This window comes from Rhodococcus sp. JG-3 (genome assembly GCF_000482405.1).
GTDB classification, from domain to species: domain Bacteria; phylum Actinomycetota; class Actinomycetes; order Mycobacteriales; family Mycobacteriaceae; genus Rhodococcoides; species Rhodococcoides fascians.
Map to the genome: position 1 here is coordinate 3,078,510 of NZ_KI519398.1, position 16,952 is coordinate 3,095,461.

Here is a 16,952-nt window from a genome sequence, read left to right on the forward strand (position 1 = left end):
CCGATCAGCGAGACTGATCGGCGATCGCCTTCTCGATGCGCTTCTCCGATACCGGATACGCGGTACGAATTCCCTGCGCGAACAGCCCCACCCGCAGCTCCTCGATCATCCAGAACAGCTCCTGCACACCCGAGCTGTTCTTCCTGCTCTCCGGAAGCGAATCCAACAGCCGCCCGTACGAGCCGTACACCCGGTCGAGAACGTCCATCGCCGCAGCGTCGCGGCCCGCGCTGCTCGGCAGCGTGGACAGCCGCTTCGTCGCCGCAGCGAGATAGCGTGGCAGATCGGCCAACCGTCGAGAACCGAATTCGGTGACGAAACCGCGAAAGATCAAGCCGTCGAGCTGTTCTCGGACATCGTCGGCCGGCTCACCCGATGCGCTCTGCAACTGGGCCGACAGAGCCAACGCGGCCGTCAGGACCGGTCGAACCAGTGCGAGAACAGCAGCAGTACGCCGCGGAACCTCTGCGTCCACCAGTGCCCTGAGCTTGTCGAACTCGGCCGGATCGCGAACCGGTCCGCCGTGGGCGTCCATCGCTTCTTCCACAGCGAGCGCACGGCATTCCTCGAGCAGCGCATCGACACCGCCGTACGGGTTCTGGCCGAGCGCAAGACGTTCGGCGGTCGGCAGCCCGGCCAACAGCGCCTTCGTTCCCTTCGGTGCCGTGGCGAGCAGCAGAGTGCGGGTGCCCGCGCGCATGGCTTCTCGTTGCAGGGCGGGGGTACTGAGCACTCGCACCGCCACGCCCGAACCCTCGGGCACCAACGCCGGGTACCCGGTGACCTTCTGCCCGCCCACGTCTCGGGTGACCGTGGGTTCCAAGCGGCCCAACGTGCCCGATGTCCACGCCAGCGTCGGGGCGCGCTCCGCGTCGCCGACCGCACGTGCGACCTGTCGGCCGACCTCACCGGCCAGACCGGCGCGCAGCGCAGTCAGATCCTTGTTGCTGCCGAGCACGGTCCCGGACGGGTCGACCGCGGCGAACGTCATTCGCAGGTGATCGGGTAGCGCCGCAGTGTCGAAGTCCTTCGCGGTGATGTGGCACTGTGCGGCCCGTGAGAGTTCTCGGGCCAGAGCCGTCACGAGTGTTTCGGCCCGCGGTTTCATCACTGCCAACGCTGCCGCAGCGAAGTCCGGAGCCGGAACCACGTTGCGTCGCAATGCCTTCGGTAGAGTCTTGATCAAGGCGGTGACGAGCTCGGCGCGCATCCCGGGCACCAGCCAGTCGAAGCCGACCGGCTGTACCTGAGCGAGCAGTGCGATGGGAATCCGCGCGGTGACGCCATCAGCGGCCGTGCCGGGCTCGAATTGATACGTCAGTGGGAATTGAATGTCACCCTGTCGCCACGCGTCCGGATACGCACCCGTCAGTACCGACGCGGCGTCCGAGTTGACGACGGTGTCCGTAGTGAAGTCGAGCAGGGACGGATCTTGCCGGCGAGCCTTCTTCCACCAGGTGTCGAAGTGTCGCGCAGACACGGCTTCCGGGGCGATGCGGGCGTCGTAGAAATCGAACAGTGCGTCGTCGTCGACGACGATGTCCCGTCGCCGAGCACGATGTTCGAGCTCGCCGACGTCGTCGAGCAGAGCCCTGTTCTTGTGAAAGAACCCGTGCTGGGTCTTCCATTCGCCCTGAACCAGTGCATGCCTGATGAAGAGCTCGCGAGACGCCTCGGGATCGATGCGGTGATAGTTGACCGGGCGCTGCGTCACCAACGGGATGCCGTACAACGTCACCCGTTCGTAGGCCAGCGCCGATTCCCGTTTGATCGACCAGTGTGGTTCGGAATACGTGCGCTTCACCAGATGCGGTGCCAACCGTTCGGCCCATTCCGGTTCGATGCGGGCGGCCATCCGGCCCCACAGTCGTCCGGTCTCGACCAGTTCTGCAGCCATGACCCAGCGCGGTGGCTTCTTGAACAGACCTGACCCGGGGAAGATCGCGAAATGTGCTCCGCGGGCACCCAGAAATTCACGCTTGTCGCCCTCTCTGAGGCCGACGTGCGAGAGCAGGCCGGACAGCAGGGACTGATGCAGTGCGTTCTCGCTCGACTCTGCGTCGGGCACTGTCCATCCGAGGCCGCGAGTGATCTGGCGGAGTTGTCCGTGCAGGTCCTGCCATTCGCGGATCCGCAGGTAGTGCAGGAACTCGGTGCGGCACATGCGTCGGAACTGGTTGGAAGACAGCTCGTCTCGCTGCTGCCGCAGATACTTCCACAGCTGCACGTACGCCAGGAAGTCCGAATTCTCGACCGCGAAACGGGCATGCTTCTCGTCTGCAGCCTGTTGGTGCTCGGCGGGACGCTCCCGAACGTCCTGAATCGACAACGCCGCCACCACCACCAGCGCGTCACGAAGCGATCCGTTGCCGTTGGCCTCGACCAACATTCGTGCCATTCGAGGATCGACCGGTAGAGCGGACAGTTCGCGGCCGATCGGGGTGAGCTCGGCAGTTCCGTCCTTGGTGGCCGGCTTCAGTGCTCCGAGTTCTTCCAGCAAGCCGATACCGTCGCGGATACTGCGTGGATCCGGCGGCTCGACGAAGGGGAACGCGTCGATCTTGCCCAATCCGAGCGCGGTCATCTGCAGAATGACCGAGGCCAGATTGGTGCGCAGAATTTCCGGCTCGGTGAACTGCGGACGAGACTCGAAGTCTTCCTCCGAGTACAAGCGGATACAGATCCCGTCGGCGACGCGTCCGCAGCGACCCGCCCGCTGGCGCGCAGACGCCTGTGAAATCGGTTCGATGGGCAGCCGCTGCACCTTGGTGCGCAACGAGTATCGCGAGATGCGCGCGGTGCCCGGGTCCACGACGTAGCGGATGCCGGGGACCGTCAGCGACGTTTCCGCGACGTTCGTCGACAGCACGACCCGGCGTCCCGAGTGCGGTGAGAACACCCGATGCTGTTCGGCGGCAGAGAGTCTGGCGTACAGCGGCACGATCTCGGTGTTGCGGAGATTGCGATCGGCCAGCGCGTCCGCGGTATCGCGAATTTCGCGTTCACCGGACAGGAACACCAAGATGTCGCCGTCACCCTCGGACATCAGCTCGTCGACGGCCTGGCAGGTGGCATCGACGGGATCGAGGTCGATCGTCGTGTCTCCCGCGTCGACCGTCAGAGGTCGATACCGCATCTCGACCGGGAACGTACGGCCGGATACCTCGATGATCGGTGCTGCGACCCCGTCGCGTGCGAAGTGTTGCGCGAATCGCTCCGGATCGATGGTCGCCGACGTGATGACGATCTTGAGATCGGGTCGCCGGGGGAGCAGTTGCGCGAGGTATCCCAGGATGAAGTCGATGTTCAGGCTGCGCTCGTGCGCCTCGTCGATGATGAGGGTGTCGTACTGGCGGAGCAGTCGGTCGCGTTGGATCTCGGCCAGCAGAATGCCGTCTGTCATCAGCTTGACGAGGGTCGAATCGGAGGATTGATCGGTGAATCGAACCTTGTAGCCGATCGATTCGCCCAGTGGTTGACCCACCTCCTCGGCGATGCGCTCGGCAACGGTGCGCGCCGCCAACCTTCGGGGCTGCGTGTGACCGATCGAGCCGCGGATTCCGCGCCCCAGTTCGAGGCAGATCTTGGGAATCTGAGTGGTTTTGCCGGACCCGGTTTCACCGGCGACGATGACGACCTGGTGGGCAGCGATCGCTGCGGCGATGTCGTCCTTGCGCGCGCTGACGGGCAACGCCTGCGGATATTCGAGGGTGGGCACTGCCGCCTGGCGTGTGGAGATGACGGCTTCTGCGCGAGCTACGTCGCGTTCGAGCGCGGCGACGGCGTCCTCGGTGCGGGCCTTGTCGAGACGTCGTCGAAGCCGGTTCTCGTCGCGGATGGTGAGCTGTGCAACACGTGCGGCGAGTGCTCGTCGATCACCGGACGAATTCGAGGTAGACATACTCGTACCAGGATATCCGTTACGCGGTACTCACCCGAACTCCGTCCGGGAACGAACCGATGCACTCGCCGAATTCGACGTGACTACTGTGTAGCGCATGTCTTCCGACCTGGATCCAGCCGCCTCCACACACACCTCCGCGCTGTGGCACGGCTTCGCCGACATGGGCAACGTCACCGCCAATGGGCCGTTCGTCGTCTCGCGAGGCGAGGGTGCGTACATCTTCGACAACGAGGGCAACCGGTACCTCGACGCCACCGCCGGTCTGTGGTTCACCAACGTCGGTCACGGCCGCCGCGAGATCGCCGACGCCGTTGCCGCGCAGCTGAGCTCGATCGCCCACTACTCCAACTTCGGCGACTTCGTGCCCGAGACCACGTTGGCCCTGGCCGATCGTCTCGCCGCCATCGCACCGGTGCCGGGCAGCAAGATCTTCTTCACCTCGGGTGGATCGGACTCCATCGACACCGCGGCGAAGCTTGCGCGCCGCTACTGGGTCGAAATGGGACAGCCGTCCAAGAAGATCATCGTCGGACGGCAGAAGGCGTACCACGGCATGCACGTCGCGGGCACCGCGCTCGCCGGCATTCCGGTCAACAAGGAGAACTACGGCGAGCTGATGCCGGACGCCAGAACAGTGGCGTGGGACGACGCGAAATCGCTTCTCGCGCTGATCGAAGAGGTCGGAGCCGAGAACGTCGCCGCCTTCTTCTGCGAACCGGTGATCGGAGCGGGTGGAATTTACTTGCCTCCCGAGGGCTACCTACGTGAGGTACGGCAGATCTGCCGCGACAACGACGTGCTGTTCGTCGCCGACGAAGTGGTGACCGGATTCGGCCGGATCGGCGGTAGTTGGTTCGCCTCCACCCGCTTCGAGCTCGAACCCGACCTGATGACGACCGCCAAGGGGTTGACGTCGGGCTACGTCCCGATGGGCGCAGTGTTCATCGCTCCGAAGATCGCCGAACCGTTCTTCGCAGGCGGAGTCTGGTGGCGTCACGGCTACACCTACGGTGGCCACGCAGGTGCAGCCGCCGCAGCGATGGCCAATCTCGACATCATCGAGCGCGAGGACCTGCTGAGTCACTCCAAGCGCATCGAAGCCGCACTGCACACCCACCTCGCGCCCCTGGCCGACCACGATCGGGTCGCGGAAGTCCGCAGCGGCATCGGCGCTGTCGCTGCCGTTCAGCTCGCCGACCCGGCGGAGGCATTACCGTTCGTGAAAACCTTGAGAGCTCATGGTGTTTCGGGCCGCGCGGCCGGACAGGGTGCAATGCAGATCTCGCCGGCGTTCGTCATGACCGACGCCGAGATCGAGGATATGGCCTCGCGCATCCTCAGTGCGCTCGGCTGAACCGGAGTCTGCTCAACAGCTGCTTCCCCCGCGAGAGCGGGGGAGCAGGTTCGGGTTCCGGCTCAGCGGAGATTGCGGCGAACCGCCGGTGCAGCTGATCGCGCACTTCGTCGGGCGCATACGCGCGCCGCTTGCGCTCGGACCGCACCACCAACGCCCCGGTGGCCGCAACCCCGGCCATCCCGGCGAGACCGAGAGCTTTCCAGACGTTCATGCGGCAACCGTACCGCCACGAGATCTAGGGTTGGTCCATGAATCCGTCGCGAATCAGCCTCGATACCGCTGTGGATGCCACCAGAACCGGCGACATCTGGATCTTCCGCGGCCACTCGTCGGCGGACCGCGCAATCCAGGCTTTGACGAACAGCCCGGTCAACCACGTCGGTATGGCCGTCGTCCTGGACGACCTCCCGCCGCTGATGTGGCACGCAGAGCTCGGAAAGTCGTTGCAGGACATGTGGACCGGAAACTTCCAGCGTGGAGTGCAGCTGCACGACCTACGCGCTGCCGTCACGCACTGGGCCCAGCGGTATCAACAGCGTTGTTGGCTGCGGCAATTGGACGGATACGCCGGTCGTTCCCCAGGCTCCACTCCGGCCGTGACGAAGGAGCAGGAAGACGCGCTGCTTCGCACCATCGCGCGGATGGACGGAACGGCTTTTCCGACCACCGCGGCGCTCGCCGGTCGGTGGTTCCGTGGACGCGTGCCGGCGCTCCGGAAGAACGCGCAGGAGAGCGCTGCGCTCGAAACCGCGTACTGCGCCGAAGTTGTTGCGATGACCTACGACTCGATGGGTCTGTTGACGGGAAACAAGAAAGCCAACTGGTTCGATCCAGGAAAGTTCTGGAGCGGCGACCGTCTGCCACTGGCGGAAGGGGTGCGTCTGGGTGAGGAAATCGAAGTGGACGTGCCCGTCACACCGTGATCGAGTCGTCGTCGACGCTTCGGCCCCCGAGCTCCACCCACCCATCCTCGTCGACGGTGGTCCACAGCGCAGACCCCGCACCCTGGACGATGTTCAGGCCCCGACCGAGCTCGGCAGTGAGCCGGACGGCGGCAGCACCTGTTGCCTCGTCCTCGGCGATTCCCATCATCGGGGCGAACATGCGCGAGCGCAGTTCGGCGCGCTGCTCGTCGGTCCAGGCCCAGATGTAGTGGTGGCCACTGTCGTAGGTGTTCGGATCTGCCGCTGCCACCTCGGCTGCGTCGTGGACCTGATGAAACGTGAACTGCGGAGTCCACTCGGCGCGTGCACGCACCCAGGTGAGCTCGCCGTCGTAGCGGATGTCGAGCGTGGCAGCGGGGACGGCGAGCGTCTGCACCGAATGTCCGTTGTTGCGAAGCCACCACGACAGTCCGACCGTCGGATGTCCGGCGAACGGGAGCTGCGTAGCCGGGGTGTAGATCGTTGCCGACGCGGTACCAGGTGACGAGCGATCGACGAACACCGTCTCGCTGAAACCCAACTGCCTAGCAACATCCTGCCTGTCGCTCTCGCCTACAGCCTGTGCGTCAACGATGCCCAGTGGATTACCGAACCTGCCGTCGGCATCGGTGAACACTCGGACGACGGACACTTCGATAGCCATGCGGGGACGTTACCAATACGTCGTCGGGGCGTCTCGATCGACGACGAACGGGGACCCGCCGCAGCGGATCCCCGTTTCGACCTGTTCAGCGGAACCTCAGACGGAGGCACCGTCGAGTACGCGGCCGGCCTCGACGGCCTGCGCGACACCCGCGACGATCGATGCGGCGCGAATCGCCTCGAAGATCTTCTCGCGGTCGACGCCCTCGGCGCGCAGAGTCTTCTCGTGCGCCTCGAGGCAGTGGTTGCATCCGTTGACGGCCGAGACCGCGAGCGACCACAGCTCGAAATCGGCTTTCTCGACGCCAGGGTTGCCGATGATGTTCATGCGCAAGCCGGCGCGTAGATCGTCGTACTTTCCGTCCAGGTAGCCCTTGGTGCGGTAGAAGACGTTGTTCATACCCATGATCGACGCGGCACCCAGAGCGGCGTTGTACGCCTCGGCCGACAACGAGTCGGCGGCGTCCTCGGCGATCTCCTTCAACGTGGTCGCGGACTTCGACGCGGCGGCCACCGAAAGCAATGTGCCCCAGAGCTGTTGCTCGCTGAGCACGGTGGACCGCACGATCGAACCGAGGTTGAGCTTGAGGTCCTTCGCGTATTCGGGGACGGCGTTCTTCAAATTGTCGATCGACATGTCAGACGCTCGCAGTCAGTAGTTCGCCGGCGTCGATGGTGGGATCGCCCTTCTTCCAGTTGCAGGCGCACAGCTCATCAGACTGCAGTGCGTCCAGTACTCGAAGAACCTCGTCCACATTGCGACCGACCGATCCGGCGGTGACCGAGACGAACTGGATCTCGTTGTGCGGGTCCACGATGAAGGTGGCCCGGTCGGCGACGCCGTCGGCATTGAGAACACCGGTGGCAGCGGCCAATTCGCGCTTGAGATCCGAGAGCATAGGGAAGGGGAGCGTCTTGAGCTCGTCGTGCTGCGCGCGCCACTGGAAGTGCACGAATTCGTTGTCGACGGAGGCACCGAGGACCTGCGCGTCACGATCTTCGAACTCGTCGTTGAGCTTGCCGAATGCTGCGATCTCGGTGGGGCACACGAACGTGAAGTCCTTGGGCCAGAAGAAGACGATGCGCCACTTTCCGGCGTGGTCGTCGCTGGTGACGGTGGTGAAGTAGTCGTCGGGCTGCTGCGCGTTCACCTTGGACAGGTCGCCGCCGATGACGGCGGTGAGATTGTATGCGGGGAACTGGTCGCCGATTGTCAACAGTGCCATGTGGTCTCCTCGTGTCGAAATGATCGCGTCGGTTCCGTCGGGAAGCGGTTCGGCTCGGTGGCGATTGTGCAGCCGCACGAGCTCGACCGACCTGGACGAGTGTGCCAAAAATGGGCCGAAAGGTAAACGTGATGAGTGGCACTGGACCGACAGGCGTGCCCGATCGACCCTGTCGGCCGACGCAGTCTTGTCCGCGATCCGCACAGTACCGCCACTTCGTAACGGCAGCAACGCAATTGGTCTCGGCACCGTATCGGGCCGTCGAAAACTAGGTACCTGCCCAACCAACCGTGTACACGGAGCATTTCGTCCCCGTCGTACCGTCCGGTCGTGTACTCGGCGGACGCACCCTGACCGTTGCCGCGCAACGCAATTCGGATCCGAAGTGCGTGGAACGGGTCGGCCGTAACCGACTTCGCCACGCTCGCAGGCTTTCTCGCGTGCGAGGCGCACGCATCAGCCGGGCGTGACGACGATCTCGTCGAACACGATTTCTCCGGCTGCGTCGGATTCGGCGAGGTCGATGACAGCATCGAGGGACCAGCCGTGGTCGCCGTCCGGATCTTCGAGTACCTGGCGGACCGTGGTGGATTCCGCACCGACGTTCAGGGTGAACAGCGCCGGTCCGCGAGCCGAGGGGCCGGTGCCGATGAACCCGTACTCGGCGAAGAACGGCTCCAATTCCTCCTCCCAGTCCGGCCCGTCGTCCAGGTCGTCGAGCGCGTTCCACTGACGACGCGCCGCCAGATCGACCCTTCGAAAGATCGCGTTACGGGCCAGGATTCGGAAAGCCCGTGGATTCGCCGAGATCGGACGCGGCGCATCGGACCCGTACGCCTCGACCAGGGCTTCCGGTTCGGCACCGGGATCGGTCAGGTTCTCCCACTCGTCGAGCAGGCTGGAATCGACTTGCCGAACCAGCTCGCCCAGCCACTCGGTGATGTCCTGCACTTCCTCGGTCCGCGATTCCGGCGGAACCGTCTGGCGCAGAGTTCGGTACGCGTCGGCAAGATAGCGCAGTACCAGGCCCTCCGAGCGCATGAGGCCGTAGTGACTGATCAGCTCCGCGAAGGTCATCGCGCGCTCGACCATGTCACGGACGACGGACTTGGGCGACAGACCCACCTCGGAGAGCCACGGGTGAGACCCGCGGTAGATCTCGAAGGCCGGAACGAGCAGCTCGGCAAGGGGTTTCGGCCAGGTGACCTCTTCGAGGAGTTCCATCCGCTCGTCGTACTCGATGCCGTCGGCCTTCATCTGTGCCACCGCTTCGCCGCGTGCGGCATGTTGCTGCGCCATCAACACCTGCCGAGGATCGTCGAGCGTCGACTCGATGATCGACACCACGTCGAGCGCGTGGGTGGGGGAGTCGACGTCGAGCAACTCGAACGAGGCCACCGCGAACGTCGACAACGGCTGATTGAGCGCGAAGTCCGGCTGCAGGTCCACCGTCAGCCTTGCATGGCGCCCGTCCGCGTCCGGCTCGGCCAACTGTTCGACGATTCCGGCCTCCACCAGGCCGCGGTACAGCGACAGCGCACGCAGGATGTGCTTGCGCTGAGCCGGCCGGGTCTCGTGGTTGTCCTCGAGCAGATGACGCATCGCGTGGAAGCAATTGCCCGGCCGCGCAATGACATTGAGCAACATCGCATTGCTGACCGAGAACCGGGACGTCAACGGCTCCGGGCTCGCCGCGATGATGCGCTCGAACGTCGGCTCGCCCCACGAGACGAAGCCGTCGGGTGCCTTCTTGCGCTGTACCCGCTTGAGCTTCTTCGGGTCGTCACCGGCTTTGGCCACGAGCCGCGCATTCTCGATGTCGTGCTCGGGTGCCTCGACCACGACGGTGCCGAGGGTGTCGTACCCCGCGCGGCCCGCGCGTCCCGCGATCTGATGGAACTCACGCGCCCGAAGCTTGCGTGTTCTGATGCCGTCGTATTTGGTGAGTCCGGTGAACAGCACGGTCCGGATGGGAACGTTGATGCCCACGCCCAACGTGTCGGTACCGCAGATCACCTTCAACAGACCGTCCTGCGCCAGTTTCTCCACCAGCCTGCGGTACTTGGGAAGCATGCCGGCGTGATGCACCCCGATACCGTGACGAACGAGTCTGGACAGCGTCGACCCGAAGCCGGTGGTGAAGCGGAAGTTGCCGATGGCCTCGGCTATCGCGGCCTTCTCTTGCTTGGACGCGACATTGATGCTCGTCAGGGCCTGAGCGCGTTCGAGTGCCGCTGCCTGGGTGAAGTGCACGACGTACACCGGAGCCAGGTGCGTCTGCACCAGCTCTTCGATCGTTTCGCCGATCGGGGTGGTGACATACGAGAACATCAACGGGACAGGCCGCTCGGTACCGGAGACGACGGTGGTCGTGCGGCCGGTACGTCGGGTCAGATCGTCGCGGAAGAACGAGACGTCGCCCAACGTCGCCGACATGAGCAGGAACTGGGCGTTCGGCAGTTCGATCAGAGGTACCTGCCAGGCCCACCCCCGGTCCGGCTCGGAGTAGTAGTGGAACTCGTCCATGATCACTTGGCCGATGTCGGAGTCGGCGCCCTGCCGCAGTGCCAGGTTCGCGACGATCTCGGCAGTGGCGCAGATGATCGGCGCACCGGAATTGACCGACGCGTCGCCGGTCATCATGCCGACGTTCTGCGCTCCGAAGATCTCGCACAGGGCGAAGAACTTCTCGCTGACGAGCGCCTTGATCGGCGCGGTGTAGAAACTGCGAATGCCTGCGGCCATGGCCGCGAAGTGGGCACCGATGGCGACCATGGACTTTCCGGAACCGGTCGGCGTGGCCAGGATGACGTTGGATCCCGACACCAGCTCGATCAGCGCCTCTTCCTGCGCGGGATACAGCGTCAGGCCCCGGTCCGAGGCCCAGGTGGTGAACGTATCGAACAGGACGTCCGGGTCCACGCCGTCGGAGGTGGCGGCGGAAACGTCGGGTATCAGTTCGGTGAGGAGCACCTCTACAGGCTATGTGTCGGTGACGGCGGTTCCCGAATCGACACCGAACGCCTGCGACGGGAGCGTCAGGTCGCGCTTCGCTCGTCGGACCCCATGGCCCCGAGCACGGCCATCCTGGTGCTCGAGCTGCCGCTGATCATGTCCTCGCCGACGCCGGTGATGAGCAGGTTGCGCCAGCGCACCTCGTCGAAACTGAGCGAGGGAGTCGAGTCGATGAAGTCCTCGAGGACCTGAAGGAAGCGCATCGGATCATCACGAAACGGGAAGTGTCCGGAATTGTCGAACACTTCCAGCTTCGAACCGGGCATGGCGGAATGAGCCAGCCGGGCGTGCGCCACCGGGATCACCGAGTCCTGCTCACCCCAGACCAGCAGCACCGGCAGATTTTCGGTGAGATAACAGCGGTCCAGCATCGTGACCACCTGGCCACGCCAGTCCACCACGGCACGCAACGTCCGTAGGTAGGCCTCGTATGTCGTCGGTGCAGGCAGTTCGCTCAGCACTCGGATCAGATCGGGGGTGTCGTGCAGCATCGACCCCGGTCGCAGTGGGGAGCTGTGCAGTTTGCTCAACAGGCCGCCGGCCAGCTTGACCGCCGGTATCGCGCCCGGCAAGCGCAGCAGCTTCACCGCCTCGGACAGGAACGGCATCGACGCCAATCGTAGAAGGGGGTGCACGTCCTTGGTCACTCCGCCCGAGGACACCAACGCGAGGCGATCGACCATGTGCGGGAACTGATAGGCGAACTGCATCGCCACCCCGCCGCCGAGCGAGTGGCCCACCACGGTGACGTGCTCGATGCCCAGAACGGACAACAGATCGCGCATACCGTTGGCGTACGCGGCAACGGAATAGTCGGCCCGCGGTTTGTCGGAGCGGCCGTGGCCGAGGAGATCGGGTGCGATCACCGTGTAGCTCTTGGCGAGGTGCGGGATGACCTCGTTCCACGTCTCGGAATTGTCACCGATTCCGTGGATCAGCAGCAGCACAGGGCCTTCACCGGCCATGCGAAAGGCCCGCCGATAGCCGTGAATGGTCCGAAAGATCAGCCGCGGTTCCTCGTCGGGAACCGGCCGGAGCTTACGACTGCGCGGAGTAGTGGACATTCGCGCCTCCTGATTCCCTGGTGCGCCTACGTACGACGCAGTACGGCGTCGCTGCTCACGAGAGCGCAGCAACACAGACGACGGTTGTGTGTTGCTACGACTCTCGCACGAGATCGCGCTCGGGGCAGTGCATCGGGCGTATTGCGGGTTACAGGTATGTTGCGATCCGCCGGGGCTGTCGCATATGACTGGATCCCACTGCTTTCGCTGTGACCAGCTCCACAACTACCGGGGTGCTTGCCCGTCTCCGTCGTCGAGGCCGGCCTGCTCGGCAAGGAACCGCTCGAACTCGGCACCCAGCTCGTCGCCGCTGGGGAGCGGCTCGTCACTGGCCAACAGCGTGGACTGTTGTTCCTGCGCGGCGACATACGTGTCGTACTGGCGCTCGAGCGCCTGTACGACCGACTGCACTTCCTCGTTTCCGGTGATGTGCTCGTTGACCTGCTCCCGGACGCGAGCCGCGGCCTCGCCCAACGCTGCCAACGGTAGATCGAGCTCGGCGGCTTCACCGACGTTCTCGAGCAGCGTTTCCGCAGCCCCCGGGTAGTCCGTCTGCGCGAGATAATGCGGGACGTGTACCGAGAAGCCCATCGATTCGTGGCCGTGCTGTGCCATCCGTAGTTCGAGCAAGGACGACGCACTACCGGGCACCTGCAGCTCGCCCGCCCAGCTGTTGCCTTCCTTGACCAACGCCCTGTCGCTCGCGTGCGCGGTGACGCCCAGCGGGCGGGTGTGCGGAATGGCCATCGGAATGGAGCCGAGACCGATCGTGCGCCGCACTCCGAGCTGCTCGGCAAGCAGTCGCACTGCCGTCGTGAACTTCTCCCATCGCAGATCGGGCTCCATGCCTGCCAGAAGAAGGAAGGGGGTCCCCACGTTGTCCTTGACGGCATACAGGTTGAGCTCGGGAGCGTCGTAATCCGAGAAGTGATCGGACTTGAACGTCATGGTCGGCCGACGGGACCGGTAATCGATCAACTCGTCGACATCGAAGGAGGCCACCAGCTCGGTTTCGAGACTCTCCCGCAGATGGGTCGTCGCAAGCTTCACGGCATGGCCGGCGTCGGAGAATCCTTCCAGCCCGTGCACCAGCACGGGCCCGACTCCGTCGTTGGAGAAAATCTGAGGTGCCGGAAATTCCAGCTCGTACATCTTCGACTGTTCGGTCATGGCCGGGCCCCTTTCGGATCGACTCGTCGATGCCTCGACGCGAGCATCGGGTCAGAATACGCGGACCGTCTGCTCGAGCCGCATACACGCCGACGTCGATCGTGGTGAATCACTACCCGACAGAACAACCGCGGAACCGTCGTTCATTCCCGGTCGGCGATTCGGTCCCCGCGTCGACGCATCAGCGGTCGAAATGTGCCAGGGCTCGGATCTTGTTCGTGACCTCCAGTGCGGCGACCTTGTACGCCTCGGACAACGTCGGGTAGTTGAAGACTGCGTCGACCAGGTAGTCGACGGTGCCGCCGCACCCCATGACGGCCTGACCGATGTGCACCAGGTCCGTGGCTCCCGAACCGAAGATGTGCACGCCGAGAATCGAACGGTCCTCGGTGGAGACGAGCAACTTGAGCATCCCGTACGAGTCCCCGGCGATCTGGCCACGGGCGAGTTCGCGGTATCGCGACACACCGACCTCGTATGGAATGGATCCCTTCGTCAGATCGACCTCCGTCGCGCCGACGTACGAGACCTCGGGGATGGAGTAGATGCCGATCGGTTGGACGTCGGTGAGCTGCGCGCTCGGTTCCCCGAACGCGTGATACGCCGCCAACCTGCCCTGATCCATCGACGTCGCCGCCAACGCCGGAAACCCGATGACGTCGCCGACGGCATAGATGTGGTCCACCTTGGTCTGGAAATGCTCGTCGACGAAGATGCGCCCACGGGCGTCGGCTTCGAGGCCCGCGTTCTCGAGTTCGAGGGCCGTGGTCAACCCCTGGCGACCCGCCGAGTACATCACCGTCTCGGCCGGGATGCGTTTGCCGCTGGCAAGGGTCGTCACCGTGCCGTTCGGCCCGACGTCCACCGCCGTGACTGCTTCACCGAAGCGGAACGTCACCGCGAGATCGCGGAGGTGGAACTGCAGGGATTCGATGATCTCGCGATCGCAGAAGTCGAGCATCGAATCGCGTTTCTCGACGACGGTCACCTTGGTGCCCAGGGCGGCGAACATCGAGGCGTACTCGATGCCGATCACGCCGGCACCCACGACGACCATCGACGCCGGGATGAACTCCAAGTTCAGAATGCCGTCGGAGTCCAACACCCGATAGTCGTCGAATGCGATGTCGGCGGGTCGCGCGGGGGCGGTGCCGGTGGCGATCACCACGTTGGCGGCCGAGACCGTGATGCGCTCGCCCCGGGCCTCGTCCTCGACGACGATGGTGTGTGCATCCAGAAACTTGCCGACCCCGGTGATCAGCTCGATGCGGTTACGGAGCAGCTGCGAGCGCACCACCTCGATTTCCTTACCGATCACATGCTGGGTTCGGGCCAGCAGGTCGGCGGGAGTGATGTCGGCCTTGACGCGGTAGCTCGCACCGTACAGCTCTCGCTGATTCATCCCCGTCAGATAGAGCACGGCTTCTCGGAGTGTCTTGGACGGAATGGTTCCGGTGTTGACGCACACGCCGCCGAGCATGTGGCCCTTCTCCACGATCGCCACTCGCTTGCCGAGTTTCGCGGCCGCGATCGCGGCCTTCTGGCCGCCGGGGCCCGAGCCGATGACCACCAGGTCGTATTCCATGGGTGCAGACATCGTTCATAGGTACCGCTCGCACGAGAAGACTGTGTGCCCGCTCGGTCACGAGCGTGTGAATTCCGCGGCTCGTCCCACCGAACGAATGCAGATGTCGCCACGTGACGATGCGTTGTGCGAGGCTGAACCGAGCACGCAACACACGATTTTCAGTGGAGGAATACATGCCGCAGCAGGTCCGCGCCGTCGTCGCCAAGAGCAAAGGCGAGCCCGTCTCGATCGAGACGATCACCATTCCCGATCCCGGCCCGAACGATGTCGTGGTCACCATCGCCTCGTGCGGGGTGTGTCATACCGATCTGCATTACCGCGAGGGCGGCATCAACGACGAGTTCCCGTTCCTGCTCGGCCACGAAGCCGCAGGCACCGTCGAAACCATCGGCGACGCGGTCACTCATGTCGAGGTCGGCGACTTCGTGGTGTTGAACTGGCGGGCGGTGTGCGGGGAATGCCGAGCCTGCAAGAAAGGCACCCCCTGGTACTGCTTCGACACCCACAATGCATCGCAGAAGATGACCCTCGCCGACGGCACCGAACTCTCCCCGGCGTTGGGGATCGGGGCGTTCGCCGACAAGACCCTCGTCCACGAAGGACAATGCACCAAAGTCGACCCCGACTCCGATCCGGCAGTGGTCGGGTTGCTCGGCTGCGGGGTGATGGCCGGACTCGGTGCGGCGATGAACACCGGCCACGTCTCCCGCGGGGATTCCGTCGCCGTGATCGGGTGCGGCGGTGTCGGTGATGCCGCGATCGCCGGCGCCCGCCTGGCGGGGGCGTCGACGATCATCGCCGTCGACCGCGACAAGAAAAAACTCGACTGGGCCCTCGAACTCGGTGCCACCCACACCGTCGATGCCTCGCAGGTCGATGCCGTCGAGGCCATCCAAGAGCTCACGGGCGGGTTCGGGGCGGATGTGGTCATCGATGCCGTCGGTCGCCCGGAAACGTGGAAGCAGGCGTTCTACGCCCGCGATCTCGCCGGGACCGTCGTCCTCGTCGGGGTGCCGACCCCGGAGATGACCGTCGAGATGCCGCTCATCGATTTCTTTTCCCGGGGTGGGTCGTTGAAGTCGTCGTGGTACGGCGATTGCCTGCCGGAGCGGGATTTTCCGATGTTGGTCGATCTGTACGAGCAGGGTCGGTTGCCGCTCGAGAAGTTCGTGACCGAACGGATCGGTCTCGGTGATATCGAGGCGGCGTTCGAGAAGATGCATCAGGGCACGGTGCTGCGTTCGGTGGTGGTCCTGTGAGCGGGCAGTTCCGGGTCGAGAAGGTGGTCACGTCGGGGACGTTCGCGCTCGATGGTGGCGAGTGGGAGGTCGACAACAACATCTGGTTGGTCGGTGACGACGACGAGGTGGTGATCGTCGATGCTGCGCATACGGCCGGTCCGATCGTCGATGCGGTCGCCGGTCGGCACGTGCGGGCGATTGTCTGTACGCATGGTCACAACGATCATGTGACGGTTGCGCCGCAGTTGTCGGGGGAGTTGGATGCGCCGATTCTGTTGCATCCGGCCGATGATGTGTTGTGGGAGCAGACGCATCCGGGCATCGGTCATTCGGTGCTCGAGGACGGTCAGCGGATCACCGTCGCGGGGACGGAGATCGTGGCGTTGCATACTCCCGGTCATTCGCCGGGGTCGAGTTGTCTGTATCTGCCCGAGGCCGGTCAGTTGTTCTCGGGGGACACGTTGTTCTCCGGTGGGCCCGGGGCGACGGGTCGGTCGTATTCGGATTTCCCGACGATCATCGGCTCGATCCGGGATCGATTGTTCGCGTTGCCCGCCGAGACCCGAGTCAACACCGGGCACGGAGACGGAACGAGTATCGGGGACGAGTCCCCGCACCTCGAAGAATGGATCGCCCGCGGGAACTGACACCGACGACACTGCCGTAGCTCGCCTGCCGCGTTCGAGGTGGGTGGAATGAGACAGTGGTGGGGACGCCGAAGCGCTCGCTGCGGCGTCCCCACGAACTCGAAGAGGACTTCACGTGAGCCGCGCCGCACAGACCCGCCTGACCATCGCTGCC

The 16,952-nt window shown here is 64.6% G+C and carries 13 protein-coding genes; 4 read left to right on the forward strand and 9 right to left on the reverse strand.

The features are described from left to right. Positions 1–4 precede the first annotated feature (4 nt). The gene (gene hrpA / locus K414_RS0116025; protein WP_027496858.1) at positions 5–3,901 is read right to left on the reverse strand and encodes an ATP-dependent RNA helicase HrpA; all 3,897 of its coding nucleotides are present in this window, start codon (positions 3,899–3,901) and stop codon (positions 5–7) included. A gap of 97 nt (positions 3,902–3,998) precedes the next feature. Here hrpA and K414_RS0116030 point away from each other — a divergent pair, with 97 nt between their 5' ends. Then, complete coding sequence (locus tag K414_RS0116030; RefSeq protein ID WP_032383678.1) at positions 3,999–5,258, forward strand: aminotransferase class III-fold pyridoxal phosphate-dependent enzyme; 1,260 nt, start codon at positions 3,999–4,001, stop codon at positions 5,256–5,258. On the opposite strand, the gene K414_RS0116035 is transcribed toward K414_RS0116030, so the two are convergent. Continuing rightward, entirely contained in the window at positions 5,242–5,472 is a 231-nt protein-coding gene (locus K414_RS0116035) for a hypothetical protein (protein ID WP_027496860.1), read from the reverse strand. The two genes, K414_RS0116030 and K414_RS0116035, sit on opposite strands and share 17 nt — an antisense overlap. 37 nt (positions 5,473–5,509) lie before the next feature. On the opposite strand from K414_RS0116035, the gene K414_RS0116040 reads away from it, so the two are divergent. After that, complete coding sequence (locus K414_RS0116040) at positions 5,510–6,184, forward strand: hypothetical protein (RefSeq protein ID WP_027496861.1); 675 nt, start codon at positions 5,510–5,512, stop codon at positions 6,182–6,184. Here the strand turns inward: K414_RS0116040 and K414_RS0116045 are convergent. From K414_RS0116045 to sthA, 7 genes are all read right to left on the reverse strand, one after another. After that, positions 6,174–6,848, reverse strand: coding sequence for a PhzF family phenazine biosynthesis protein (locus K414_RS0116045; protein WP_027496862.1), 675 nt, complete (start codon positions 6,846–6,848; stop codon positions 6,174–6,176). The two genes, K414_RS0116040 and K414_RS0116045, sit on opposite strands and share 11 nt — an antisense overlap. A 96-nt stretch (positions 6,849–6,944) precedes the next feature. After that, positions 6,945–7,484 (reverse strand): carboxymuconolactone decarboxylase family protein, encoded by a 540-nt coding sequence (locus K414_RS0116050; protein WP_027496863.1) that lies wholly within the window; start codon positions 7,482–7,484, stop codon positions 6,945–6,947. A gap of 1 nt (position 7,485) precedes the next feature. Further along, positions 7,486–8,073 (reverse strand): peroxiredoxin, encoded by a 588-nt coding sequence (locus K414_RS0116055; RefSeq protein ID WP_027496864.1) that lies wholly within the window; start codon positions 8,071–8,073, stop codon positions 7,486–7,488. A gap of 456 nt (positions 8,074–8,529) precedes the next feature. Further along, positions 8,530–11,046: a DEAD/DEAH box helicase gene (locus tag K414_RS0116065; protein WP_027496866.1), complete on the reverse strand. Its 2,517-nt coding sequence runs from the start codon at positions 11,044–11,046 to the stop codon at positions 8,530–8,532. Between the two features lie 65 nt (positions 11,047–11,111). Next, complete coding sequence (locus K414_RS0116070; RefSeq protein WP_027496867.1) at positions 11,112–12,152, reverse strand: alpha/beta hydrolase; 1,041 nt, start codon at positions 12,150–12,152, stop codon at positions 11,112–11,114. Positions 12,153–12,377: 225 nt separating this feature from the next. Next, positions 12,378–13,322 (reverse strand): PAC2 family protein, encoded by a 945-nt coding sequence (locus K414_RS0116075; protein ID WP_027496868.1) that lies wholly within the window; start codon positions 13,320–13,322, stop codon positions 12,378–12,380. A 181-nt stretch (positions 13,323–13,503) separates the two neighbouring features. Further along, a complete protein-coding gene (sthA, locus tag K414_RS0116080; RefSeq protein WP_027496869.1) occupies positions 13,504–14,919 on the reverse strand; it encodes a Si-specific NAD(P)(+) transhydrogenase in 1,416 nt (471 codons plus the stop codon). A gap of 164 nt (positions 14,920–15,083) precedes the next feature. On the opposite strand from sthA, the gene K414_RS0116085 reads away from it, so the two are divergent. Together K414_RS0116085 and K414_RS0116090 are read left to right on the forward strand one after the other, a co-directional pair. Next, a complete protein-coding gene (locus K414_RS0116085; RefSeq protein ID WP_027496870.1) occupies positions 15,084–16,169 on the forward strand; it encodes an S-(hydroxymethyl)mycothiol dehydrogenase in 1,086 nt (361 codons plus the stop codon). After that, on the forward strand, positions 16,166–16,798 hold the full coding sequence (locus K414_RS0116090) for an MBL fold metallo-hydrolase (RefSeq protein WP_027496871.1): 633 nt from the start codon (positions 16,166–16,168) through the stop codon (positions 16,796–16,798). The genes K414_RS0116085 and K414_RS0116090 overlap by 4 nt, the downstream gene beginning before the upstream one ends. Positions 16,799–16,952: the final 154 nt, after the last annotated feature.

Coding starts and splice junctions, on each gene's coding strand:
- K414_RS0116050 (WP_027496863.1), bottom strand. CDS start 7,484: ATGTCGATCGACAATTTGAAGAACGCCGTCCCCGAATACGCGAAGGAC.
- K414_RS0116030 (WP_032383678.1), top strand. CDS start 3,999: ATGTCTTCCGACCTGGATCCAGCCGCCTCCACACACACCTCCGCGCTG.
- K414_RS0116085 (WP_027496870.1), top strand. CDS start 15,084: ATGCCGCAGCAGGTCCGCGCCGTCGTCGCCAAGAGCAAAGGCGAGCCC.
- hrpA (WP_027496858.1), bottom strand. CDS start 3,901: ATGTCTACCTCGAATTCGTCCGGTGATCGACGAGCACTCGCCGCACGT.
- K414_RS0116045 (WP_027496862.1), bottom strand. CDS start 6,848: ATGGCTATCGAAGTGTCCGTCGTCCGAGTGTTCACCGATGCCGACGGC.
- K414_RS0116035 (WP_027496860.1), bottom strand. CDS start 5,472: ATGAACGTCTGGAAAGCTCTCGGTCTCGCCGGGATGGCCGGGGTTGCG.
- K414_RS0116040 (WP_027496861.1), top strand. CDS start 5,510: ATGAATCCGTCGCGAATCAGCCTCGATACCGCTGTGGATGCCACCAGA.
- K414_RS0116075 (WP_027496868.1), bottom strand. CDS start 13,322: ATGACCGAACAGTCGAAGATGTACGAGCTGGAATTTCCGGCACCTCAG.
- K414_RS0116070 (WP_027496867.1), bottom strand. CDS start 12,152: ATGTCCACTACTCCGCGCAGTCGTAAGCTCCGGCCGGTTCCCGACGAG.
- K414_RS0116055 (WP_027496864.1), bottom strand. CDS start 8,073: ATGGCACTGTTGACAATCGGCGACCAGTTCCCCGCATACAATCTCACC.
- sthA (WP_027496869.1), bottom strand. CDS start 14,919: ATGTCTGCACCCATGGAATACGACCTGGTGGTCATCGGCTCGGGCCCC.